This window comes from Paenibacillus swuensis (assembly GCF_001644605.1).
Classification (GTDB): domain Bacteria; phylum Bacillota; class Bacilli; order Paenibacillales; family DY6; genus Paenibacillus_N; species Paenibacillus_N swuensis.
Genome location: NZ_CP011388.1, coordinates 2532607 through 2555175, shown reverse-complemented (window position 1 = coordinate 2555175; position 22569 = coordinate 2532607). Strand labels below are relative to the sequence as shown.

Here is a 22569-nt window from a genome sequence, read left to right as displayed (position 1 = left end):
GTACCTTAATTCAGGGTCTGAATTCCATGCGGATACCCAATTTCCTATTTTACCAAAAAACGACGCCTTATGCCAAAATAACATATAATCTTCGCAAACCTCTGTCTTTTAACCCTGGGCGGAGTAATGGTATACTTGAGCTTGTATACGTTTTCTAATTCGGAGGTGCTATTAATGAAGTTAGGTGTATTTACAGTATTGTTTTCTCAGAAACCGTTTGAAGAAGCATTAGATTACATCGCATCCAAAGGCTTGGACGCCATAGAGCTTGGAACGGGCGCATACCCGGGTAACGCGCATTGCGATCCTGCCGCATTGCTGGCGGACGAAGGAAAGCTGAAAGCGTTCAAACAAGCCGTGGATTCCCGCGGACTGACCATCAGCGCATTAAGCTGTCATGCCAACCCTCTTCATCCACAGAAGGCCATTGCCAAAGAAGCGGATGATATTATCCGTTTGACGGTAGAGCTTGCGCAAAGACTAGAAGTTCCTGTAGTTAACACATTCTCCGGTTGCCCGGGCGATCATGAAGACGCGAAATATCCGAACTGGCCGGTAGCTCCATGGCCGAATGATTTCCAAGAAATTTTGGACTGGCAATGGACGAACAAGGTTATTCCTTACTGGACCGAAACCGGTAAATTCGCATCCGACCGCGGCGTGAAATTCGGCTTGGAGTTGCATGGCGGATTCTCCGTTCACACTCCTGCTACATTGTTGCGTTTGCGTGAAGCAGCCGGCGAAGTGATCGGCGCGAACCTGGATCCTAGTCACATGTGGTGGCAAGGGATTGATCCGGTGCAAGCTGTTCATATTTTGGGCCGCGAAGGAGCTATTCATCATTTCCATGCCAAGGATACAACGATTGACCCGATTAACGTCAACAAACACGGCGTAACGGACATGCAGTCTTATTCCTTGATGCTGGATCGCGCATGGCAGTTCCGTACCGTCGGCTATGGTCATGATCTTAAAGTGTGGGCGGACATTCTGAGCGCGCTTCGCTTGGTAGGCTACGATTACGTTGTGAGTATTGAGCACGAAGACGGCTTGATGTCGATCGACGAAGGCTTCACCAAAGCGGTTAACAACCTGCAGCAAATTCTCATCAAAGAGCCTGTTGGCGAGATGTGGTGGGTTTAAGCTCATAGAGAAAGCCCGATACAGTTTGGCTGTGTCGGGCTTTTTTTGGCGTTACGAGTATAGTTCATTCTTTCAAAAAAATTACAATGCTACAGCAAGCCCAGCCAGTTCTTGATCATCAGGTAATCCAAAAACAGGAACACCAACAGACTGACTCCGCCGAAACCGATTGCAAATTTATTCTTCTCGGGCGCTTTCAACAAACGCAGAAATCCAATCAGGACGATAACGGTGAATGCGATAATGAATAGATCAAACGGATCAAAATTACTTGTAGTCTTTGCCGCCTCTTCTGCCAGAAACATGGGGGCCCTCCTTTTTAGTTCACACAATATTCCTATATTAATCTATGTTATCTATCTTGGGTCGCGGATGCAAGTGCTAACGCATACTTTTAACAAGTTTGTCACAACCGGCAGGTCGTTGGGGTCCGTATAAGGATATCTCCTATCTTTTATAACAAAGTCTTATAGCTTGCCTTCATGAAATCGTATACGAATGGTCTTAAAATGTGGTACTATCATTATATTCATACTAAAATTATCGGAATTAACAAGAACAACTCAGGATGAGGGGGAAATATTATGGCATACGAACCGATTTGGATGGAAGATCCGTCTAAGTTGAATAAATTTGAATTTGCTAAAATCCAGAAGGACGGCTTGGACGTAATACGCACCATTATTGAGGAATACGCGGACAAAGGTTACGCTGCAATTGACCCGGACGATATGCTTCGGTTTAAATGGGCGGGTGTCTATGAACAAAAGCCTAAAGACGGCTATTTTATGATGCGGATTCGGATCAACTCCGGTGTGCTTACTTCGGCTCAGACCCGTGCAATCGCAAGCTTAGGCAGAGATTATGGCCGCGGACTGATTGATGTGACTACTCGCCAAGCGATTCAGTACCATTGGTTGAAGGTTGAAGATATGCCTGATATTTTCAAAAGGCTGGAGGAAGTCGGGTTGTACTCCTATGAGGCGTGCGGCGACTGCCCTCGTACCATCGTTGGAAATCCGCTGCAAGGCATCGATAAAGATGAATTAATGGATACTTCGGCGCTCGTGGAAGAAGTGAATGATTTCTTCTTGATGAACCGGGATTTCTCCAACCTGCCGCGTAAGTACAAAATGTCGATCTCCAGCAACATTCATAACAACGGGAACGCTGAGATTAACTGCCTGGCCTTTACGCCTGCGGTTAAGGTGATCGACGGTGCAGAAGTTATCGGTTTCCACGCGCATGTGGGCGGCGGACTTTCCGCTAAACCTTTCCTTGCCCGTCAAATGAATATGTTCATTCGTCCGGAAGAGGTGTTGAAGGTAGCCGAAGGCATTACCGTGATCTACCGTGACCATGGTTATCGTGAGAAGCGTCACCATTCCCGCTTGAAATTCCTGATTGCGGATTGGGGCGTTGAAAAGTTCCAGGAGAAACTTCTTGAGCTGATCGGTCCTATGCCGGAGCGCGGCGAAGACAAGACTGTGGGCTGGACTTCTTCTTATTACGACGGCGTTCATCCACAGAAGCAAGAAGGATTGTCTTATGTCGGCTTGAACGTGCCGGTTGGCCGTTTGAACAGCGATGAGCTGGATGAGTTGGCTCGCTTGGCGGATGAATACGGAGACGGAACCGTGCGCACAACCCAGTCCCAGAACATTATTCTGGCGGGCGTACCGAACGAGAAAGTGGACGCGTTGTTGGCAGAGCAGGTGTTGGAGCGTCTGACTCCGTTCCCGAACCGTTTCATGAGCCGCACCGTATCTTGCACAGGAAACGAGTTCTGTAACTTGGCATTGGTTGAGACCAAAGAATTCGCGCGTGAAGTAGCTAAATACTTGGACAACGAGCTGGGTCGGATTGATGAAGAAGTGCGTATTCACTTCATCGGATGCCCGAACTCTTGCGGACAGAAACATATCGCGGACATCGGTTTGCAAGGCGCGCTTGTAAAGACACCTGAGGGTATGGTGGATGCGTTTGATATCGCGGTTGGCGGTACGTTGGGTCCGGATGCGACGTTCAATACCGCTCTGAAAGGCCGTGTGCGTCACGATCGTGTGGCACCGGTGTTGAAAGAGTTGGTCCTTTTCTACAAGAACAACAAGTTGGAAGGCGAAACGTTCCACAAATACGTTCAACGTGTTGGTCTGCCGACGTTCCAGGAGAAATTAACGGAGTTGCTGACTGAAATTGTAGCTTAAATTAAATGGATAAGGCAGTGAGGGAATTTCCCTTCCTGCCTTTTTTGCGTTTTTAATACGCCAAATGCTCTATCCCGAATTCTGTTGCTGGATCGATGTTGTTCGCTTAACTGCCAAGTATTAAATGGGTTTCAGCACCGATGCTGGGTTATCCCGAAGAATCAGGTGAACATTATATTAGTTCCAATGCTGGGTTATCCCTAAGAATCAGGTAAAAATAATATTCGTTCTTTTCAAAAATCAGTTGTAATAAGAACATATGTTTGGTATTATATGACATATACAGAACGTTTGTTCCTGTATTGCGTAAGGGGAGTGAGGATTGTGTCTTTGTAGTTTATCTCTCTTACTCTAAACATTAACCAGACTATCGCTTTGTTTAAAATTTGATTTTAATTCTTCTGATCATAAGCTCTGATTTTCTAAATATCACTTCATTGCCTGCTTTTATCACTCCACTGAGCCTTTGGGATAACCCAGCATTCGGGTTAAAAACAAGTACAACTATCGCCCCCCTAAAGAAATGTAAACCCTAGTTATCACCTAAAATTATGTATTTTCTATCATATAAAAAAAGGGAAACCCTATTATCATAGATAACAGATGTTTCCCTCTTTAATTTATATTTCAGTTAATCAGTCTATTTATCCAAAACCTCAACCGGTTCAGCTTCTGGAACATCTTTAGCTTCTGCCGGTTCGGCAGCCGCGTTTGCAAGGTCAGATTCCACCGCTATGCGAATCGTCTCTGCCATAGTTTCATCTAGCTGCTCAGCCGTTGAATCTGTGCCATCTACATTGCTGGCAGAGCCTTGATCGTAGTCCGATTCAGTTGCTACGGCTCCCTTAGCCTTCTTCAACTTCTTCTTTCCCGTCGCCGTTCCCGATGAACCTTCCGTAGAACCGTCAGCGTCATCCATCTCATCGGTACGTTTGCGGTCCCGTTCGAGTACCGGCTTCAAGTAGCGCCCCGTATATGAAAGATCCACTTTTACGATATCCTCAGGTGTACCCGATGCGATGATAACACCTCCGCCGCTGCCCCCTTCAGGACCCAGATCCAGAATGTAATCGGCTGTCTTAATGACATCCAGATTGTGCTCGATCACCAACACGGATTCGCCGTTATCGACTAAGCGATGAAGCACTTCCAGCAAACGGTCGATGTCGTGGATGTGAAGACCTGTTGTAGGCTCATCCAGAATGTAAATCGTCTTGCCCGTGCTTCTGCGATAAAGTTCAGCGGCCAACTTCACACGCTGAGCTTCCCCGCCCGACAATGTCGTCGCAGGCTGTCCAAGCTTCATGTAGCCCAAACCAACATCCAGCAACGTATTTAACTTGCGGTGAATCTTCGGAATGTTCTTGAAGAACTCCACGGAGTCTTCAATCGTTAAATCCAGAATCTCGGAAATGTTCTTATTCTTATATTTCACTTCAAGCGTCTCGCGATTATACCGGCTGCCCTTGCAAATTTCACACGGTACATAGACGTCCGGCAAGAAATGCATCTCAATCTTAATAATCCCGTCGCCGCGGCAAGCTTCACAACGACCGCCTTTCACATTAAAGCTGAAGCGGCCTTTCTTGTATCCGCGCATCTTGGCTTCATTCGTGACGGAAAACACGTCCCTAATGTCGTCAAACACGCCGGTATATGTCGCCGGATTGGAACGAGGAGTACGTCCGATCGGAGACTGGTCAATCTCAATAACCTTGTCTACGAGATCCAGACCTTTGATCTCCTTGTGTTCCCCCGGACGCGCTTTGGCGCGGTTTAAATCGCGAGCTAACGCTTTGTAGAGAATTTCGTTAATAAGCGTACTCTTACCGGAGCCGGAGACCCCGGTAACAGCCGTAAATACACCTAATGGAATTTTGGCATTCACGTTCTTCAGGTTGTTCTCCTTAGCGCCGCGAATCTCAAGCCATTTGCCGTTCGTCTTGCGCCGCTTCTTCGGGATCGGGATGAACTTCTTACCGCTTAGATATTGACCGGTAAGTGAGTTATTGTCATTCATAATTTCCTGCGGAGTTCCCTGAGCGACAACTTGTCCTCCATGGATACCCGCGCCGGGACCGATATCAATAATATAATCGGAAGCCAGCATCGTGTCCTCATCATGCTCGACGACAATCAAGGTGTTACCTAAGTCCCGCATATGTTCAAGGGTCTGAATAAGACGGTCATTATCCCTCTGATGCAACCCGATACTCGGCTCATCCAGAATATACAGAACACCCATCAAGCTTGAACCAATCTGCGTGGCTAGTCGGATCCGTTGAGCTTCACCGCCGGATAACGTTCCGGCTGCGCGGCTCAGCGTCAAATAATCCAGTCCTACGTTGACCAGGAAGCCTAGGCGAGCGCTAATTTCTTTAAGGATCAGGTTCGCAATCGTGCGTTCCTTCTCATTGAGATCCAGTCCGTTAAAAATCTTCTGCGCTTCGCCAATGGACTGTTCCGTTAAATCCGCAATGTTCAACTTATCAATGGTTACTGCGAGAATCTCAGGTTTAAGACGCTTGCCTTTACAGGAACCGCAAGGCTTCGCGCTCATATAAGCTTCAATGTATTCACGTATACCTTCAGAGGCTGTATCCCGATAACGCCGCTCCAGATTACGAATGATACCTTCAAACGGAACCAGAGCTTCCTTGGTATGTCCAAATTCATTCTGGTAGCGGAACTTGACTCGCTCTCCTCCTGTACCGTTCAACAATTTCTTCATCTGCTCGGCTGTCAGATCGGAAACAGGCACATCCGTACGAATTCCGTAATGTTTACACACGGAAGCCAGAAATTGAGGATAGTAATTGGAGGTAGAACCTGCCCATGCCTCAAATGCTCCGTTATCAATGGACTTGCTCATATCCGGCACAAGCATGTCCGGGTCCACAATCATCTTCATGCCGAGACCGTCACAATCCGGGCAAGCCCCGAACGGACTGTTGAAAGAAAACATTCTCGGAGCCAATTCGTCAATGCTGAAGCCGCATTCCGGGCAAGCCAAATTCGTGCTGAACATCAGCTCTTCCTGATCAATGACATCGATGAGAACACGGCCTTCGCCCCACTTCAGAGCCGTCTCCACAGAGTCGGCCAAGCGTGTTTCAATATCATCCTTGATCACAATCCGGTCCACAACAACTTCGATGTTATGCTTCTTGTTCTTCTCCAATTCAATCTTATCCGTAACGTCGCGAACTTCGCCGTTCACGCGTACCCGAACAAAACCTTCCTTCTGAATATCCGCAAGCACTTTCGTATGTTCGCCTTTACGTCCGGAAATAAGCGGCGCCAAGATCTGAATCTTGGTCCGTTCCGGATATTCCATGAGACGATCAACGATCTGTTGCACGGTCTGGGATGTAATTTCAATCCCGTGAACCGGACAATGCGGACGCCCGATCCGGGCAAACAGCAACCGCAAATAATCATATATCTCTGTAACCGTACCTACCGTGGAACGGGGGTTACGGCTTGTTGTCTTCTGATCAATCGATATCGCCGGGGAAAGACCCTCAATGGAGTCCACATCCGGCTTATCCATGTTCCCCAGAAACTGACGGGCGTACGCGGAGAGAGACTCCACATAACGACGCTGTCCTTCCGCGTAAATGGTATCAAATGCGAGCGATGATTTCCCCGAACCGCTGAGTCCCGTCAAAACGACAAATTTATCGCGCGGTATTGTAACATCTATATTCTTCAGATTGTGCGCGCGAGCACCTTTGATCACGATTTTGTCCAGTGACACTTGTCTCTCCACATCCCCTTATCCGATTAGCCTTGAGCTTTCAATTCCATTAATGCGTCCCGAAGCTCGGCAGCTCGTTCAAACTGCAAATTCTTCGCGGCGTCTTTCATTTCCACTTCTAATCTCTCAATCAGCAAGGCTCTGTCCTTCTTAGACATTTTACCCGCTTGATCTGTCAGATAATCCGCCTTCTCTTCCGCAACTTTCGTTGCTTCGATGACATCGCGTACTTTCTTGCGAATCGTCTGCGGTGTTATGCCGTGTTTCTCGTTATAGGCTTCCTGAATGGTACGCCGGCGCTCGGTCTCAGACATCGCCTTGGCCATAGAGTCTGTGATTCGGTCCGCGTACATAATAACCCTACCCTCGGAGTTACGGGCGGCGCGTCCAATCGTTTGAATGAGGGAGCGCTCCGAACGAAGGAAACCTTCTTTGTCCGCGTCCAGAATGGATACCAGCGTAACCTCCGGTAAATCCAGACCTTCCCGCAACAAGTTAATTCCGATCAGCACATGGAACGTACCGATCCGTAAATCTCGAAGAATCTGCATCCGCTCCAACGTCTTGATGTCGGAGTGCAAATATTTAACTTTGATGCCGACTTCCTTCATATAATCCGTTAAATCCTCGGACATCTTCTTCGTTAACGTCGTAACCAAGACACGTTCGTCCTTAGCCACTCTTACACGAATCTCTTCCAACAGATCATCAATCTGCCCTTTAGTCGGACGAATCTCAATGACAGGATCAACCAACCCGGTTGGACGAATGATTTGTTGCACCATCTCGGGACAATGCTCCAGCTCATAAGGTCCCGGTGTCGCCGAAATGTACATAGCCTGGTTTATCCGCTCCTCAAATTCCTCGAAACGCAATGGACGGTTATCCTTGGCGGAAGGTAGTCGGAAACCATGCTCGACCAACATTTCTTTACGAGCCTGGTCACCGTTATACATCGCCCGAACCTGCGGCAAAGTCACGTGCGACTCATCGACAACAATCAACATGTCGTCTTTCGGGAAGAAGTCCAGCAGCGTATAAGGCGGCTCGCCGCGCTCACGGAACGTCATCGGTCCGGAATAGTTCTCAATCCCTGAACAGAAACCCATCTCCTGCATCATTTCCAGGTCGTACCTGGTCCGTTGCTCCAGCCGCTGGGCTTCAAGCAGCTTGTTGTTCTCGCGCAGGAACGTCAATCGCTCTTCCAATTCGCGTTCAATATTCACGATGGCCCGCTTCATCGTTTCTTCACGGGTAACAAAGTGAGACGCCGGGAAGATCGCAACATGATCGCGCTCGCCCAGCACTTCACCCGTCAACACGTCGATTTCCGTAATCCGTTCAACTTCATCGCCAAACAGCTCGACCCGAATCGCTTGCTCGCCCTTGGAGGCAGGGAAAATCTCAATTACATCCCCGCGCACGCGGAACGTACCGCGAATGAAATTCATGTCATTACGCTGATACTGAATGTCAATCAAGCGATGCAGAATGTCATTACGGGATCGTTCCTGACCGACGCGCAGAGACATGACCATCTCATAGTACTCTTTCGGCGAACCTAGACCGTAAATACAGGACACACTGGCCACGATGATGACATCCCGTCGTTCAAACAACGCGCTCGTCGCGGCATGGCGAAGCTTGTCGATCTCGTCGTTGATGCTGGAGTCCTTCTCAATGAACGTGTCGGAGGAAGGAATATAGGCTTCCGGCTGGTAATAATCGTAATAACTTACGAAGTATTCGACCGCGTTATTGGGAAAGAACTCCTTGAACTCCGCGCACAACTGTGCCGCTAGAGTCTTGTTGTGGGCAATGACAAGAGTAGGACGGTTCAACTTGGCTATAACCTGCGCCGCCGTAAACGTCTTCCCCGTACCTGTCGCTCCCAGCAATGTTTGATGCTTCTGTCCGGTTTGAATGGAGCGTAATAGCTGTTCAATCGCGGCCGGCTGATCGCCTTGAGGCGTAAACTCAGAAACCAATTCAAATTTCTTGTCGCTAACGATAACATCGCTCATTCTTTCACCTGATTTCATCTATATTTTGAATCAACAATGATGTGGTCAATTATGGATAGGAATGCTTGTTCCCATTTCTCCATTATACCTTTTTCAAGTAATTGTTGCAAATGTTTGTAAAATGTTTTCCATGAAAAAGAGGCCCCGCCTTGCGGCGGAACCTCTGTGCTATACATCTGACGAACGTTGCGAGGAAACACCGGTCAACTTCGCGCTCAACACGGTCCATAAATTGGTTTGTTTCGTCTCCACGACATACATCGCTTGCTGATCCGGCGCCAAAATTACACCGAGCAAATGATGCTCACCCGCAAACAACGCGCGTTGCAGAAATTTACTCTGACCCTCCAGATTCATCACTTCCAGCTTGCAAAAAGCGGACTGCAGCGCCAAAGCCGCATGCAAATCTTCTTTCCGGTTCACGCGCACGCCATTTACTTTGTGGATTCGTTCACCCGTCTGAATTCCCAGTTCATGCGCGGGAGAGCCCGGCAATACGTCCAACACCATCAAGCCCATGCGGTCATGCACAAACATCGGGGAGCCTTCGCTTTCCAAACGCAAACTATACCAGATCATCGCTTCGTGTAACAATACAGCGGCGATCGAGGCCGGCAGAATTAAGACATTCCACATCCCTGCCGCAATGGCAAAAGCAAGAATAATAAGACTATAAGCCATCAGGAGCGCGCTGCTTAAACGCACTTTGACACCAGGCAACCGGGTAATCGTCATCTCTGTAAATCCGATGATCAACGGAAATGCCATAAACGTCCAGCCTCCCGTGCCGGATAACCCGTCGAACAAGGTCGGCCAACTCATAGAAGAGCCGCCCGAAGCCACGGGTACGGTCAAAAATAAAGGCACCGGCCAGAAGCCGTACAGCTGGAAACCGCCTACAACCTTGCCCCGCTTGCTTTCCATAAACAGCGGCGTGGCCGATCTTTGGCCCTGCGTGCGCACCAATACCGCCTCGACAGCATGTACCACAGCCACCAGGGCTAACAGTCCAGGCATGTCCAAGTCGCGAATCATGGCAACCAACCAGCCCAAGCTTTCCGTTTCAGCAGATTCCGGCAGGAATCCTGTTGCGAAATAAACGATTCCCAGCATCCCGATGGAATAGGCGAAACATAGATATCTGGACCGGACAAACATCAACAGGACGGAGACCGCCCATAAGAGCACTATGGTTTCCGGTTTCAATTGAACTCCCGTAAAGGCCAGTAGAACTGAAGCCGCTAATCCACCGGCAAATCCCCATCCGATCGTGCGTAATGTTTCGTCCATCAGAGAGTGCAGCTTAGTGTGAAACAACTTGCGCTCCAAGCGAATTTGTCTGCGATACTGCAGCACTATCAACAGAATGCCTATATAGTAAAATGGCTGGATCAGCAGCTGCAGCAAAGCCCCGGCGAAACGCTGTAACAATTCAATAGCGGTATCCATACGACCATTTCTCCTTTGATTCCAACAAAATGAAAAGAAGGTTGAACGAATTCAACCTTCTTCGTAATATTCGACGTTATGCTTTCATAATCCTTCTCTGCAATTGGACATTATCGGGTCAGTTCACGGAGGTATTTGGCCGCTTCAAGCAGCTGTTTATCGTTCTCCGGCTTGCGAATCTCTTTGACAATCTCCGCTTCCAGCTCCGCTGCCGTTTTCTTATCCAGCTTACCGCTCACCGGCAAGCCTTTGGAAGTTTGGAACGATTTCACCGCATCCACCGTACCCGCGCTGTAATATCCGTCCTGTCTGCCGGGATCCAATCCCAGCCCTTTGAGCATCACCTGAACGCTCTTGATCTCTTCGCTGTTCTGGTCCGGCATTAACGTGGATGATTTCGATAACGGCGCTACATTGAAGTATGCAGGCTGTTCAACGGCAATATCAGGCTTGATGCCTTTCTCATGAATCCAGTTGCCGTTAGGCGTTAACCACTTGGCAATCGTCATCTTCAGAATGCTGCCGTCGCCCATTTCTTCGCCGTAGCTGATCTGTACGGTGCCCTTACCAAAACTCGTTTCGCCCATCAGCTTACCGCCTCCGCCTTCACGGATGGCCGCTGCGAGAATCTCCGAGGCGCTGGCGCTTCCCTTGTTGATCAACACCACAACAGGATATGGCTTGCCTTCTCCTTCAGAAGGGGTCGCCTTGCGCCGCTTCGCCCGGTCTTCCACCTGAACGACCGCTTCCCCCTTCGGCACGAACGGCTGAGCAATCTGTACAACGACCGGCAGTATCCCGCCCGGATCGTTCCGAACATCAATCACCAAGCCCTTCATGCCTTTGGCCTCAAGCGACTTCAAATCCGCAAGGAACCGTTCTCCTGTATTCTTCGAAAACTGTCGGATTTCAATCTTGCCGATCTGTCCGTCCAGCATTGTGGAAAAGACCGTTTCCACATCAATTGTATCCCGTACCAATGTAATTTCCGTCGGTTCCGTGGAGCCCTGGCGCAGAATCATAATCTTAGCCTTGGTGCCCTTCGGGCCGCGAATAAACGTCAATGCATCCGAAAGCTTGAGCCCGTCCAGCTTGTGCCCGTTCACGGACAACAGAATATCCTTGGCGTGAATGCCGGCCTTCTCCGCGGGCGATCCTTTAATCGGTGAAACGACCATGACACGGCCGTCCAGCAGAGTTACTTCGGCGCCGATCCCGGAAAAGCTGCCTTGCACGTTATCCGTAAACTGCTCTGCTTCCTGCTCGTCCATGTACGAGCTATAAGGATCATCAAGCGCGCCTACCATTCCGTGAATGGCGCCGTCGACTAATTTTTTGCGGTCAATCGGTGTAACATACTTCTCTTCAATTAATGAAAAAGCAGCCGCTACTTTGTTCATCTCTTTGGCAGTCAAGCTGCTCGCCTGCTGGCCTTCCTCATCCGCAAATCCTTGACGGACCATAAACGAGGAATCCACCACAGTGAGTGTAATCAAGCTGCTTGCGAAGATGGAAAGCAGAATAAACGCCACAACCGTACGTCCTTTAAATTGCATCTTCCGAAAGACACCACCTTTTATTTCCAACCTTTGTCATACGTTTAGTATATGCACGCTTGTACTGATTATTATACAAGATTGGGGTGGTCTGAAGCTAATTCAAATAATTCATGGGATTTACGGGCTCTTCATTAATGCGCACTTCAAAATGCAGATGGTTCCCGGTGGAACGGCCCGTCGATCCGACTTCGGCAATTTTCTGGCCGCGCTTCACGTTCTGTCCCTCTTCCACTTTAATGCCGCCGTTACGAATATGTCCGTACAGTGTCCACATCCCGCCGCCATGATCAATGATTACACAGTTGCCGTAACCGCTGGACCATTGAGCGACAATGACCTGACCGTCTTCCGCAGCGTAAATATCGGTTCCCGCCGGCGCGCCGAAATCCGTCCCTTTGTGGAAGGATTCGCGCTCCCCCGTTACCGGATGCGTACGATATCCGAAGCCGGAAGTAATTCGCGGCCCGTCGATCGGAATCCCCAGCGTTCCGCCCCCGAGAGAACTGGAAGCAACACTGTATGAGCTGCTCTTCTTCTTCTTTTTCTTCTTCGCCTGCGCCGCTTTCAGCTTCCGCGCCCGCTCTTCCCGTTCCTTGCGGGCTTGCTCTTCCTTAATCGCGTCGACCTGGCGGTTTAAGCCCGACTTTTTGCGTGCCAAAGTCATTAATTCCGCTTCCGCTTCCTCGCCGATTTCCTCGAGATGGTCCTCTTGCGCGCTCAGGTTCGCGATCAGAACCTCTTTCTCCCGCTCCTTGGAAACAAGGCTGATCTTCTGACTTTCCATCTTGGCGTACAGCTGTTTAACTTCAACTAATTGGCCTTCAATGGACTTCTTTTGCTTCGTAATCGAGGCCTGATCTTTCTTGTTGTCCGCCAGTATTTCCTTGTCCTTCTGAACAATCGACTTTAAGGCGTCATACCGGTCCAGAAAATCCGAAAAACTCGTTGCGCTGAACAACACATCCAGATAAGAAACCGACCCGTTCGTGTACATCAGCCGGATGCGGTCCTTCAGTAAGCTGTCGCGCTCTTTAACCCGGTCCACCGCGCTTTGCAGGTCTTTCCCCGCCTTCTGTAACTTGGTCGAACGGTCGATAATTTGATTATCATAATTGCTCATTACGCTGCCGACTTTATCAATTTCACCCATTAAATGAACCAGATTATCTTTAGTCAGCTTCTTCTTGTACTGTACATCGGCCATCGTTTTCTCAGCCTGCCGCGCGTGCCAAGCCGCATATTCCTGCTGCTTCTTGACCTCTCTCAGCTGTTGATTCACTTTCTCCAATTCCGATACCGCCAACCCTTGGGCCGGCAACGCGATAGGCGCCAGCAGTCCTGCTGTCAGGACCAGAGGCAGAAACATCTTCTTCAAAAAAGTTTCCTCCTTGCATGGTTTTAAGCGTTGCTTGCTTTATACTTTCAAGAATTTTCTAATCGACAGTGTACTTCCCCATATTCCGATAACCGTGCCTAAACCCAGCAACAGCAAGCCGACTTTGCGCATTAATTCCTCCACCGGAATCAGCTGAATCATGAGAATGCCCAGTTCAATCCTCGAATAAGAAATGAGTTCATAATAGCCATAGAATAAGATCGAAATCGGGATAATCGAACCAATGACGCCGAGCAGCGCGCCTTCAATAAAGAAGGGCCACCGGATAAAGCTGTTGGTAGCTCCCACGAGTTTCATGATGCCGATTTCCCTGCGTCTGGCCAAAATAGTGAGTTTAATCGTGTTGGCAATGAGAAACATCGCGGTCAGCGCAAGCCCCCCGACGATAATTAATCCTACATTACGGATCGCGTTGGTTACTTTAAACAGCACTTCGACGGCCCCTTTACCGTAATTCACTTTGGTAATCGGTTTGGTCGGGTCATTCACACCCAGCGTTTCAATCTGGGCGGCGGCCTCGGCTACACGAGTCGGTTCGACAACCTTCACCGTGAACGAATCAGGCAACGGGTTGTTCTCCCCTTCGAAGCCTTTCAGAACTTCTTTATTGTCATCGCCGAGCTTGTCGATCAGTTGCTTGATTCCTTCTTCTTTGGAAACAAAAGCAACCGTACTGACATCCGGGATCCCTTCAATCTGCGTTTTCAGTTCGTTAATCTTGTCCTGCTTCAGGCCCAGCGCGAGATAGACGCGAACCTCCACATCGCTCTCAATCTGATCCGCCATCGAATTCACATTCAAGGTCAGGATCAGGAACACACCCAGAATAAACAGCGAAATGGAGATGGAACTGATCGAGGCGAACGACATCCAACCGTTGCGCACAATGTTGCGGGTGCCTTCCCGCAGGTGACGAAATCCGGTGCTAATCTTCATAGCCGTATTCACCCCGAATCTCATCCCGCGCGATGGTACCGCTCTCGATGGCGATGACACGCTTGCGCATGGTGTTCACGATCTCTTTGTTGTGCGTAGCCATCAGTATGGTTGTGCCGCGGAAGTTAATCTCCTCCAACAACCGCATAATGCCCCATGATGTTTCGGGGTCCAGGTTTCCGGTAGGCTCGTCCGCCACAATGACCGATGGATTATTCACAATCGCGCGGGCGATGGAAACGCGTTGCTGCTCGCCGCCTGACAGCTGGGCCGGAAGATTTCCCGCCTTATTCTTGAGGTTAACCAGTTCAAGCACTTCGAACGTTCGCTTGCGAATCAAGCGTTTCGGCGCTTCGATGACTTCCATGGCGAAGGCGATGTTTTCGTAAACCGTGAGCTTCGGCAGCAGTCGAAAATCTTGAAAAATCACACCGATATTGCGGCGTATGTAAGGGATTTTGCGTTGTTTGAGCTTGCCAAGGTTGAACCCGTTGACTGAAATCTGACCTTTGGTCGGCTTTTCTTCCCGATATATAAGTTTCATGAACGTTGACTTTCCGGCTCCGGAAGGCCCTACGATATACACAAATTCATTCTTATCAATCTTGACGTTAATGCCCCGCAGAGCAGGGGTACCATCCGGATAATTCTTCCAGACATCCTGCATTTCTATCAACTCTATCACATCCTGAATCGTAATTGCGCTTGAAGATATTCGACAGTAAGCGGTTAAATCCTTTAATTTTCTACCTTTTTTCACCACATTATTAAATTATAGCACGCTTCCGACCGCAACCGACATTAAAATCGGATGAAAATTTCAAAAAGAGGCGCATACACTGATAGAGAGAGTTGAAATCAACCGAACGGTGAAATGACGGGGTGAGAGAGTTGGAGAAGGTTACAAAGACGTTTACTAGCCATTGGATGGTCAAAATGATAGCCGTATTCACGGGTATTTTCGTGCTGCTCGTCATGGCGGTTTACGGATATGGCGTCAACGGCAGGCTTCCGGACGGTGTGAATGTTTCGGGCTGGCTGCCCGGGAAGATGCGATATCCTGCTTTCCAGAAGGCGTTGGCTTCTAGGTTGGATGCATTGGACAAGCAGACGGTATATGTAAGCGGCGGTCAAAAGATTGCGGATGCGGCGCAGGAGTTGGGGCTGGCGGAGCCTGTCCGGCCGGGCGTGACGTTCACGCTTCGCCAATTGGGCGTGCGGTGGAACGCGCAGGAGATTGAGGCGGAGCTGGCGCCGCTGTTCCAGGGCACCGCTTGGTCGCGGGCCCGCGCGCGCTGGCGCTTCGAGCGCGAGCTTACGCTGACGGCGCGCGTGGATACCGCCGCGCTGCAGCGCACCGTGGATGCAGCGTGGGCCCCGCTGCAGCGCACGCAGCCCGCGGACGCCGAGCGGCGCATAACCGCCGGCGACCGCGTGGTGTACAAGCCGCATCGCGCGGGGTACCGCGTGGATACGGCGAAGCTGGCGCAGGCGCTGACGGCGCGCCTGCCGGGGCCGCTGTGGGCGGCGGTGCAGCCGGCGCCGCCCCTGCGGCAAGAGCTGGCGTTACGGCGGGTGGAACCGCCGTTAACGCTGGCTAAGCTCCAGGCCCGCGGGGTGCGAGGCTTGGTATCGGCGTTCTCGACGCCGATCCGCTCGAAGGGCGCGGGCCGGGAGCACAACATGTCGGCGGCTGCGCAGCAGATGTACGACATGGAGCTGGCGCCGGGCGCCGTGTTCGACTACGCGCGGGTTATTAAAGCGGCGGAGAAGAACTTCGGGTTCAGGGCGGCGCCCGTGATTTTGAACGGCAAGATGGTGCCGGGCGTCGGTGGCGGGATCTGCCAGGTTTCGAGCACGCTGTATGCGGCGGCGCTGCGCCTGGGGCTCGAGATTGTGGAGCGGCGAAACCATTCGTTGCCGGTCAGTTACGCGACACTCGGGCAGGACGCGACCTATGCCGGGGGATATATCAACTTTAAGTTCAAAAACACGACCGGTCATCATCTCGTAATTCGCACCTATCTGGAGGACGGCCGGGTGGTGGCCAAGCTGTTCGGCTCCATGCCGGAGGGGGTCAGCTACGATATCGTGTCCAAAACCGTGAAGACGCTGGCGCCGAAAGTGAAATATGTGCGAAACACCTCCTTGCCGATTGGCTCAGAGCAGGTGCTGCAAAAGGGGAAAGAGGGATATGTCGTTGAGACGTATCGCTATAAGAAAATGAACGGGCGGATTGTCTCATCTGAACGGATTTCCAAGGATACCTATAAAGCTCAGCCCGCATTGGTCGCCGCGAACACGGGTAACACGCCGTTGCCTAATCCGGCGGAGCCGCGCAAGGAGCCTGACGTCATCGAAGACGGCGTAGCTGTGGCTTGGTAGGTGTGGTAGGTGACAGCGGCATTTGTAGCGTTTTCGATACAATAACCACCGACATCACCAAATGTGTCCCCGACAACCATCATTTGCAGCGATATCGCGCCAATTCGTGTGTCCACCGACCAATCTTGGATCATTAGTAGCGTTCCCGCTACTAATTCCACCAACAACACCGAGTGTGTCCGCGATAACCACCATTTGTAGCGATATCGCGCCAATTTCGTTGTCCACCGACCAATCTAGGATCATTAGTAGCGTTCCCGCTACTAATTCCACCAACAACACCGAGTGTGTCCGCGGTAACCACCATTTGTAGCGAAATCGCGCCAATTCGTGTGTCCACCGACCAATCTAGGATTATTAGTAGCGTTCCCGCTACTAATTCCACCAACATCACCAAATGTGTCAACGGCAACCACCATTTGTAGCGATACCGCGCCAATTTCGTTGTCCACCGACCAATCTAGGGTCATTTGTAGCGTTTTCGCTACAATTTCCATCAACAACACCGAGTGTGTCCGCGACAACCACCATTTGTAGCAATATCGCGCCTATTTCGCCGGTAACATAAAACAAGCCGAACTCAGTCCATGAGTTCGGCTTACTTTATTCCCGTTACACCTTCAAAGCCGTCTTCGCCTCATACTCCTGCACCCATGCGATCGCAGATGCGTTAGCCTCTTCCGCACGGCCGATGGCCGCCTGCACCTGCGGCGCCGCGGTGCCTCCGAAGACGTTGCGCGCATTGACCACGTGCTCCGGCTGCAACACCTCATAAATTTTCGCGTCAAACAACTCCGAGAACTGCAAGAACTCCTCCAGCTTCAGGTCCAGCAGATACTTTCCTTCGCCGATGCAATACAGCACCGTTTTGCCGATAACCTCATGCGCCTGGCGGAACGGCAAGCCTTTGCCCACCAGATAATCCGCGATATCCGTCGCATTGGAGAAATCATTATTCACCGCCTGGCGCATCCGGTCGCGGTTCACCTTCATCGACGCTACCATCGGCGCGAACAGCTGCAACGCCCCCTGCAACGTGCGAACGGTGTCGAACATGCCTTCTTTATCCTCTTGCATGTCCTTGTTGTAAGCAAGCGGCAACGCTTTAAGCACGGTCAGCAAGCCTACTAAATTGCCGTATACGCGCCCTGTTTTGCCACGAACCAGTTCGGCCACGTCCGGATTTTTCTTCTGCGGCATTATCGAGCTCCCTGTACAGAACGCGTCATCCAGCTCCACAAAAGCGAATTCCGTCGAAGACCACAGCACGAGCTCCTCACAAAAACGGGACAGATGCGTCATAATCAACGAAGCGCCCGCCAGAAATTCCACAATAAAGTCACGGTCGCTCACCGCATCCAGGGAATTGTCGTACACCCGGTCGAAGCCCAACTCCGACGCAACGAAGTGACGGTCAATCGGGAACGTGGTTCCGGCTAAGGCACCCGCGCCTAAGGGCAGCATATTAATCCGCTTGTAGCTGTCCTGCAATCGCTCGATATCCCTCTGAAACATCGACACATACGCCAGCAAATGATGCGCGAACAGAATCGGCTGCGCCCTCTGCAAATGCGTGTATCCCGGCACAATCGTATCCAGATTGTTCTTCGCCTGTTCAATCAACGCCTCCTGCAACGAAGTCAGCAAGCCCACAAACTCCACCACATGGCGGCGCAAATACAGATGCATGTCCGTGGCCACCTGATCGTTCCGGCTGCGTCCCGTATGTAATTTCCCGCCCACAGGTCCGATCTCGTCAATCAGCTGCTTCTCAATGTTCATATGAATGTCCTCATCCGCCACCGAGAACTCCGCTTCGCCGCGGCGAATGCGTTGCAGCACCTTCAGCAACCCGTCACGAATCTTCTCCACGTCTGCTTCAGGCAGGATCCCGCATTTCCCCAGCATCTTCACATGCGCCAGACTACCCTGAATGTCCTCTTCGGCCAAAGCCTTGTCAAACAGAATCGATGCGGTATACTCTTCCACCAGCTTGTTCGTCTGCTTTGTAAAACGGCCGCCCCATAACTTGCTCATTCCAATTCCGCTCCTTCCGAAAATCCACCTGATCTGTCCTGCAAATGTAAAGGCGGCCCGCTTCAGGCCGCCTGAATCGATTAGTTTTGGGCTTGCAGCACTTTGTCCTTGTCCTTGCCTTTGTCATTCTGCTCGACACCGGAGGACACCTTAAGCCTTAAAGCGTTCAAACGGATAAATCCTGCCGCGTCGGATTGATTGTAAGCTTGTGTCGCGTCCGCTTCCATCGTCGCAATCTCCGGATTGTACAAGCTAACGGGGCTCTTGACGCCGGCTGCGATGACGTTGCCTTTGTACAGCTTGATGCGCACCGTTCCGGTCACATTCTTCTGGCTTTCCGTCACCAGCGCCTGCAGCGCCAGACGCTCCGGCGCGAACCAGAACCCGTTGTACACGAGCGTGCTGTAACGCGTAATCAGTGAATCGCGTAAGCTCATCACTTCGCGGTCCATCGTCAGCGACTCCATGCGGCGGTGCGCGGCGAACAAGATGGTGCCGCCCGGGGTTTCGTATACGCCGCGGCTCTTCATGCCGACGAAGCGGTTCTCCACCATATCCACGCGGCCCACCCCGTGCTTGCCGCCGAGTTCATTCAGCTTCTCCATCACGCCTAGTGGATCCATCTCAACGCCATTCACAGCGACGCAATCGCCAGCGCTGAATTCCAGCTCGATATATTCCGCCTCATCCGGCGCCCGCTCCGGCGAAACGCTAAGCACGTACATCTCTTCGTTGTCCGTGTGGCTGGCGTCAAACCAAGGATCCTCCAGCATGCCGCTCTCGAAAGAGATATGCAGCAGGTTGCGGTCCATCGAATAAGGCTTTGATGCGGAAGCCTGCACCGGAATGCCGTGCTTCTCCGCATAAGCGATCATCTCCGCGCGTCCCGGGAATTCCTCGCGGAACGCCTCCAGCCGCCATGGCGCGATAACTTCCAACTCCGGCGCCAATGCCGCCGCCGTCAACTCGAAGCGCACCTGATCGTTGCCCTTCCCTGTTGCGCCATGGGCAATCGCAATGGCGCCCTCCGCGCGGGCAATGTCGACCATACGCTTGGCAATCAGCGGACGCGCGATAGACGTGCCGAGCAAATATTGCCCTTCATATAAAGCGCCCGACTGGAACATCGGGTAGATGAAATCACGAGCGAATTCCTCGCGCAGATCATCAATGTATACTTTCGAAGCCCCGGTGCTGAGCGCTTTCTCCTCGAGACCGTCGAGCTCTTCCTTTTGCCCGATATCCGCCGTGAACGCTATAATTTCCGCATCGTAGGTCTCTTTCAACCATTTCAAAATAACCGATGTATCCAAACCGCCTGAGTAGGCGAGAACGATTTTGTTTTTGGGCATGAATGTGCAGCTCCTTTTCGTGTTAATCCATTACATTGTTGCGGCCATGATGGCTTTCTGCGCGTGCAGACGATTCTCCGCCTGGTCGAAGATAATGGAATTCGGTCCGTCAATGACCCCTTCGCTCACTTCTTCCCCGCGGTGCGCCGGCAAACAATGCATGAACAGATAATCTTTCTTCGCGTATTTCACCAAATCCTCTTTCACCTGGAAGTTACGGAACGCCTTTACCCGCACCTTCTGCTCTTCCTCCTGCCCCATGCTCGCCCACACATCCGTGTACACGATATCCGCATCGGCTATCGCCTCCTGAGCATCGCGGGTGAACGACAGCCGGCTGCCTGTCAACGACGCGTTCTCACGGGCCAACTGCACCACTTCAGGATCCGCGTCATACCCCTCCGGTGTCGCCAAAGCGAAATGCATGCCCAGCTTGCTCGCCCCTACCATCAACGAATGCACCATATTATTGCCGTCACCTACAAAAGCGATCTTAAGCCCCTCCAAACGGCCTTTGTGCTCCAAAACCGTCTGATAATCAGCCAACGCCTGACATGGATGGGATAAATCCGTTAGTCCGTTAATGACAGGGACCGTAGCGCCGCGCGCGAGTTCCACCACATTCCGATGGGCAAAGGTGCGGATCATAATGCCGTCCAGGTAACGCGACAACGTCTGAGCGGTATCCCATACCGTTTCGCCGCGGTTGAGCTGAATGTCGTTTTTGCTGAGGAAGAGCGCCTGACCCCCGAGCTGATACATGCCCACTTCAAAAGAAACCCGCGTACGCGTCGATGATTTCTCAAAAATCATGCCGAGTGTTTTCCCTCTCAACGGTTGATACACTTCTCCGGCTTTATGTTTGCGTTTAATTTCAATCGCAGAATCGATCAGATACCGAAGCTCTTCCGGCGTGTAATCCACCAGCGCAAGAAAATCTCTCCCTTTCAAATTCAACCCGACTTCATCCGCCGTTGCCTCTTGAATCGACATCATATGAACCGCCCCCTTCTTATGGTTGAACAGCCGCAGCTGCATTTGTACTGGTCAAAATAGAGCTAAGAATCGTGATCCCCTGATCTGCTTCTTCACGTGTAAGCAGCAGGTTTGGCAGCAGCCTGATCACGTTCGGACCCGCGGTCACGAACAGCAGTCCTTGGCGCTGCCCCTCTTCCACCAGCTTTGCCACGGGCTCGGCACACTCAATCGCGATAATCATGCCCTGTCCGCGGACCTCTATCACGAAGCTGTTGCCGGCAAGCTCTGTGCGGAGACGCTCAATCATGTAGGCGCCGGTTGCCGCGGCCTGCTCCGCGACATGCTCTTCCAGCATCGTCTCCACCGTTGCGATTGCAGCCGCTGTCGCCAAGGGCCCGCCTCCGAACGTGGAGCCGTGGCTGCCCGCGGAGAACGCTTCGCGCAGCTTCGCTTTGGCCAGCATCGCGCCAATCGGAAATCCGCTGCCGAGGCCTTTGGCTAGGGTGAAGATGTCCGGCTCCACGCCGTAGTGCTCGTAGGCGAACAACTTCCCTGTGCGGCCCATACCGGTCTGGATTTCGTCAAAAATCAACAGAATCCCCCGCTCATCACACAGCTCGCGCACGGCTTTGACAAATTCGACGTCCACCGGGTAGACTCCGCCTTCCGCTTGAATGAGCTCGAGCATAATCGCGCCTGTATGTTCGGTTATCGCATCCTTCAACGCATCCAGATCGCCGAGCGGCACACTGACAAACCCTTGCGGCAAAGGATGAAAGCCTTCTTTTACTTTCTCTTGACCCGTCGCCGTTAACGTAGCCAGTGTCCGGCCGTGGAAGGAACGTTCGAAGGTAATTACTTCGTATTTCACGTTGCACAGCACCTTGCTGTTATAACGGCGGGCCAGCTTGATAGCGGCTTCATTCGCCTCGGCGCCGCTGTTGCAGAGGAATACCGCATCCGCGCAGGAATTAGACGTCAGCAAGCCGGCAAGTTTCTCTTGGTTCGGGATGTGGAATAGGTTTGACACATGCCACAACTGGTCCAGCTGTTCTTGGAGTTTCGCCTTAACCGATTTCGGCGCATGGCCCAGGTTAGTGACCGCCAAACCGCACATAAAGTCGAGGTACTTCTTCCCTTGATCGTCCCACAGCCAGCTCCCTTCGCCTTTCACCAAAGCGATCGGATAGCGGGCATACGTCGGGAACAAAGAAGATCCTTCTGCCGGCCGCACCTCCTGAACCGCCTGTACGGCCGCTGCGTTCGCGTTTTGTGCCTCGTTCACCATAACCTTTCCACTCCCTCTCCTCAGAATAAATCTATACCCTTAAAGGCTCAACGAG

15 protein-coding genes are annotated in these 22569 nt (G+C 51.4%); 3 read left to right on the top strand and 12 right to left on the bottom strand.

The genetic code is table 11. The features are described from left to right. Positions 1-174: 174 nt before the first annotated feature. Positions 175-1143: a sugar phosphate isomerase/epimerase family protein gene (locus tag SY83_RS11175; RefSeq protein ID WP_068606516.1), complete on the top strand. Its 969-nt coding sequence runs from the start codon at positions 175-177 to the stop codon at positions 1141-1143. Between the two features lie 89 nt (positions 1144-1232). On the opposite strand, the gene SY83_RS11170 is transcribed toward SY83_RS11175, so the two are convergent. Then, complete coding sequence (locus SY83_RS11170) at positions 1233-1448, bottom strand: hypothetical protein (protein ID WP_068606514.1); 216 nt, start codon at positions 1446-1448, stop codon at positions 1233-1235. Positions 1449-1727: 279 nt separating this feature from the next. Here SY83_RS11170 and SY83_RS11165 point away from each other — a divergent pair, with 279 nt between their 5' ends. Further along, complete coding sequence (locus SY83_RS11165; RefSeq protein WP_068606512.1) at positions 1728-3350, top strand: nitrite/sulfite reductase; 1623 nt, start codon at positions 1728-1730, stop codon at positions 3348-3350. Positions 3351-3990: 640 nt separating this feature from the next. On the opposite strand, the gene uvrA is transcribed toward SY83_RS11165, so the two are convergent. From uvrA to ftsE, 7 genes are all read right to left on the bottom strand, one after another. Next, a complete protein-coding gene (uvrA, locus tag SY83_RS11160; RefSeq protein WP_231891448.1) occupies positions 3991-7110 on the bottom strand; it encodes an excinuclease ABC subunit UvrA in 3120 nt (1039 codons plus the stop codon). Positions 7111-7136: 26 nt separating this feature from the next. Further along, complete coding sequence (gene uvrB / locus SY83_RS11155) at positions 7137-9134, bottom strand: excinuclease ABC subunit UvrB (protein WP_068606510.1); 1998 nt, start codon at positions 9132-9134, stop codon at positions 7137-7139. A gap of 168 nt (positions 9135-9302) precedes the next feature. Then, positions 9303-10583, bottom strand: coding sequence for a PDZ domain-containing protein (locus SY83_RS11150; protein WP_068606508.1), 1281 nt, complete (start codon positions 10581-10583; stop codon positions 9303-9305). A gap of 110 nt (positions 10584-10693) precedes the next feature. Continuing rightward, positions 10694-12139: a S41 family peptidase gene (locus SY83_RS11145; RefSeq protein ID WP_068606506.1), complete on the bottom strand. Its 1446-nt coding sequence runs from the start codon at positions 12137-12139 to the stop codon at positions 10694-10696. Positions 12140-12236: 97 nt separating this feature from the next. Continuing rightward, positions 12237-13508 (bottom strand): murein hydrolase activator EnvC family protein, encoded by a 1272-nt coding sequence (locus SY83_RS11140; protein ID WP_068611055.1) that lies wholly within the window; start codon positions 13506-13508, stop codon positions 12237-12239. A gap of 48 nt (positions 13509-13556) precedes the next feature. Further along, complete coding sequence (ftsX, locus tag SY83_RS11135) at positions 13557-14474, bottom strand: permease-like cell division protein FtsX (RefSeq protein WP_068606505.1); 918 nt, start codon at positions 14472-14474, stop codon at positions 13557-13559. Beyond that, entirely contained in the window at positions 14464-15150 is a 687-nt protein-coding gene (gene ftsE / locus SY83_RS11130) for a cell division ATP-binding protein FtsE (protein WP_068606503.1), read from the bottom strand. Before ftsE ends, ftsX begins: the two co-directional genes overlap by 11 nt. 251 nt (positions 15151-15401) lie before the next feature. Between ftsE and SY83_RS11125 the strand changes: the two genes are divergently transcribed. Further along, positions 15402-16859: a VanW family protein gene (locus tag SY83_RS11125; protein WP_068606502.1), complete on the top strand. Its 1458-nt coding sequence runs from the start codon at positions 15402-15404 to the stop codon at positions 16857-16859. A 612-nt stretch (positions 16860-17471) separates the two neighbouring features. On the opposite strand, the gene argH is transcribed toward SY83_RS11125, so the two are convergent. The 4 genes from argH to SY83_RS11100 form a co-directional block, all read right to left on the bottom strand. Then, positions 17472-18896: an argininosuccinate lyase gene (argH, locus tag SY83_RS11115; protein ID WP_068606498.1), complete on the bottom strand. Its 1425-nt coding sequence runs from the start codon at positions 18894-18896 to the stop codon at positions 17472-17474. Between the two features lie 80 nt (positions 18897-18976). After that, complete coding sequence (locus SY83_RS11110; protein WP_068606496.1) at positions 18977-20248, bottom strand: argininosuccinate synthase; 1272 nt, start codon at positions 20246-20248, stop codon at positions 18977-18979. Positions 20249-20278: 30 nt separating this feature from the next. Further along, positions 20279-21244 (bottom strand): ornithine carbamoyltransferase, encoded by a 966-nt coding sequence (gene argF, locus SY83_RS11105; protein ID WP_231891237.1) that lies wholly within the window; start codon positions 21242-21244, stop codon positions 20279-20281. A gap of 16 nt (positions 21245-21260) precedes the next feature. After that, positions 21261-22514 (bottom strand): acetylornithine transaminase, encoded by a 1254-nt coding sequence (locus SY83_RS11100; protein ID WP_082882475.1) that lies wholly within the window; start codon positions 22512-22514, stop codon positions 21261-21263. Positions 22515-22569: the final 55 nt, after the last annotated feature.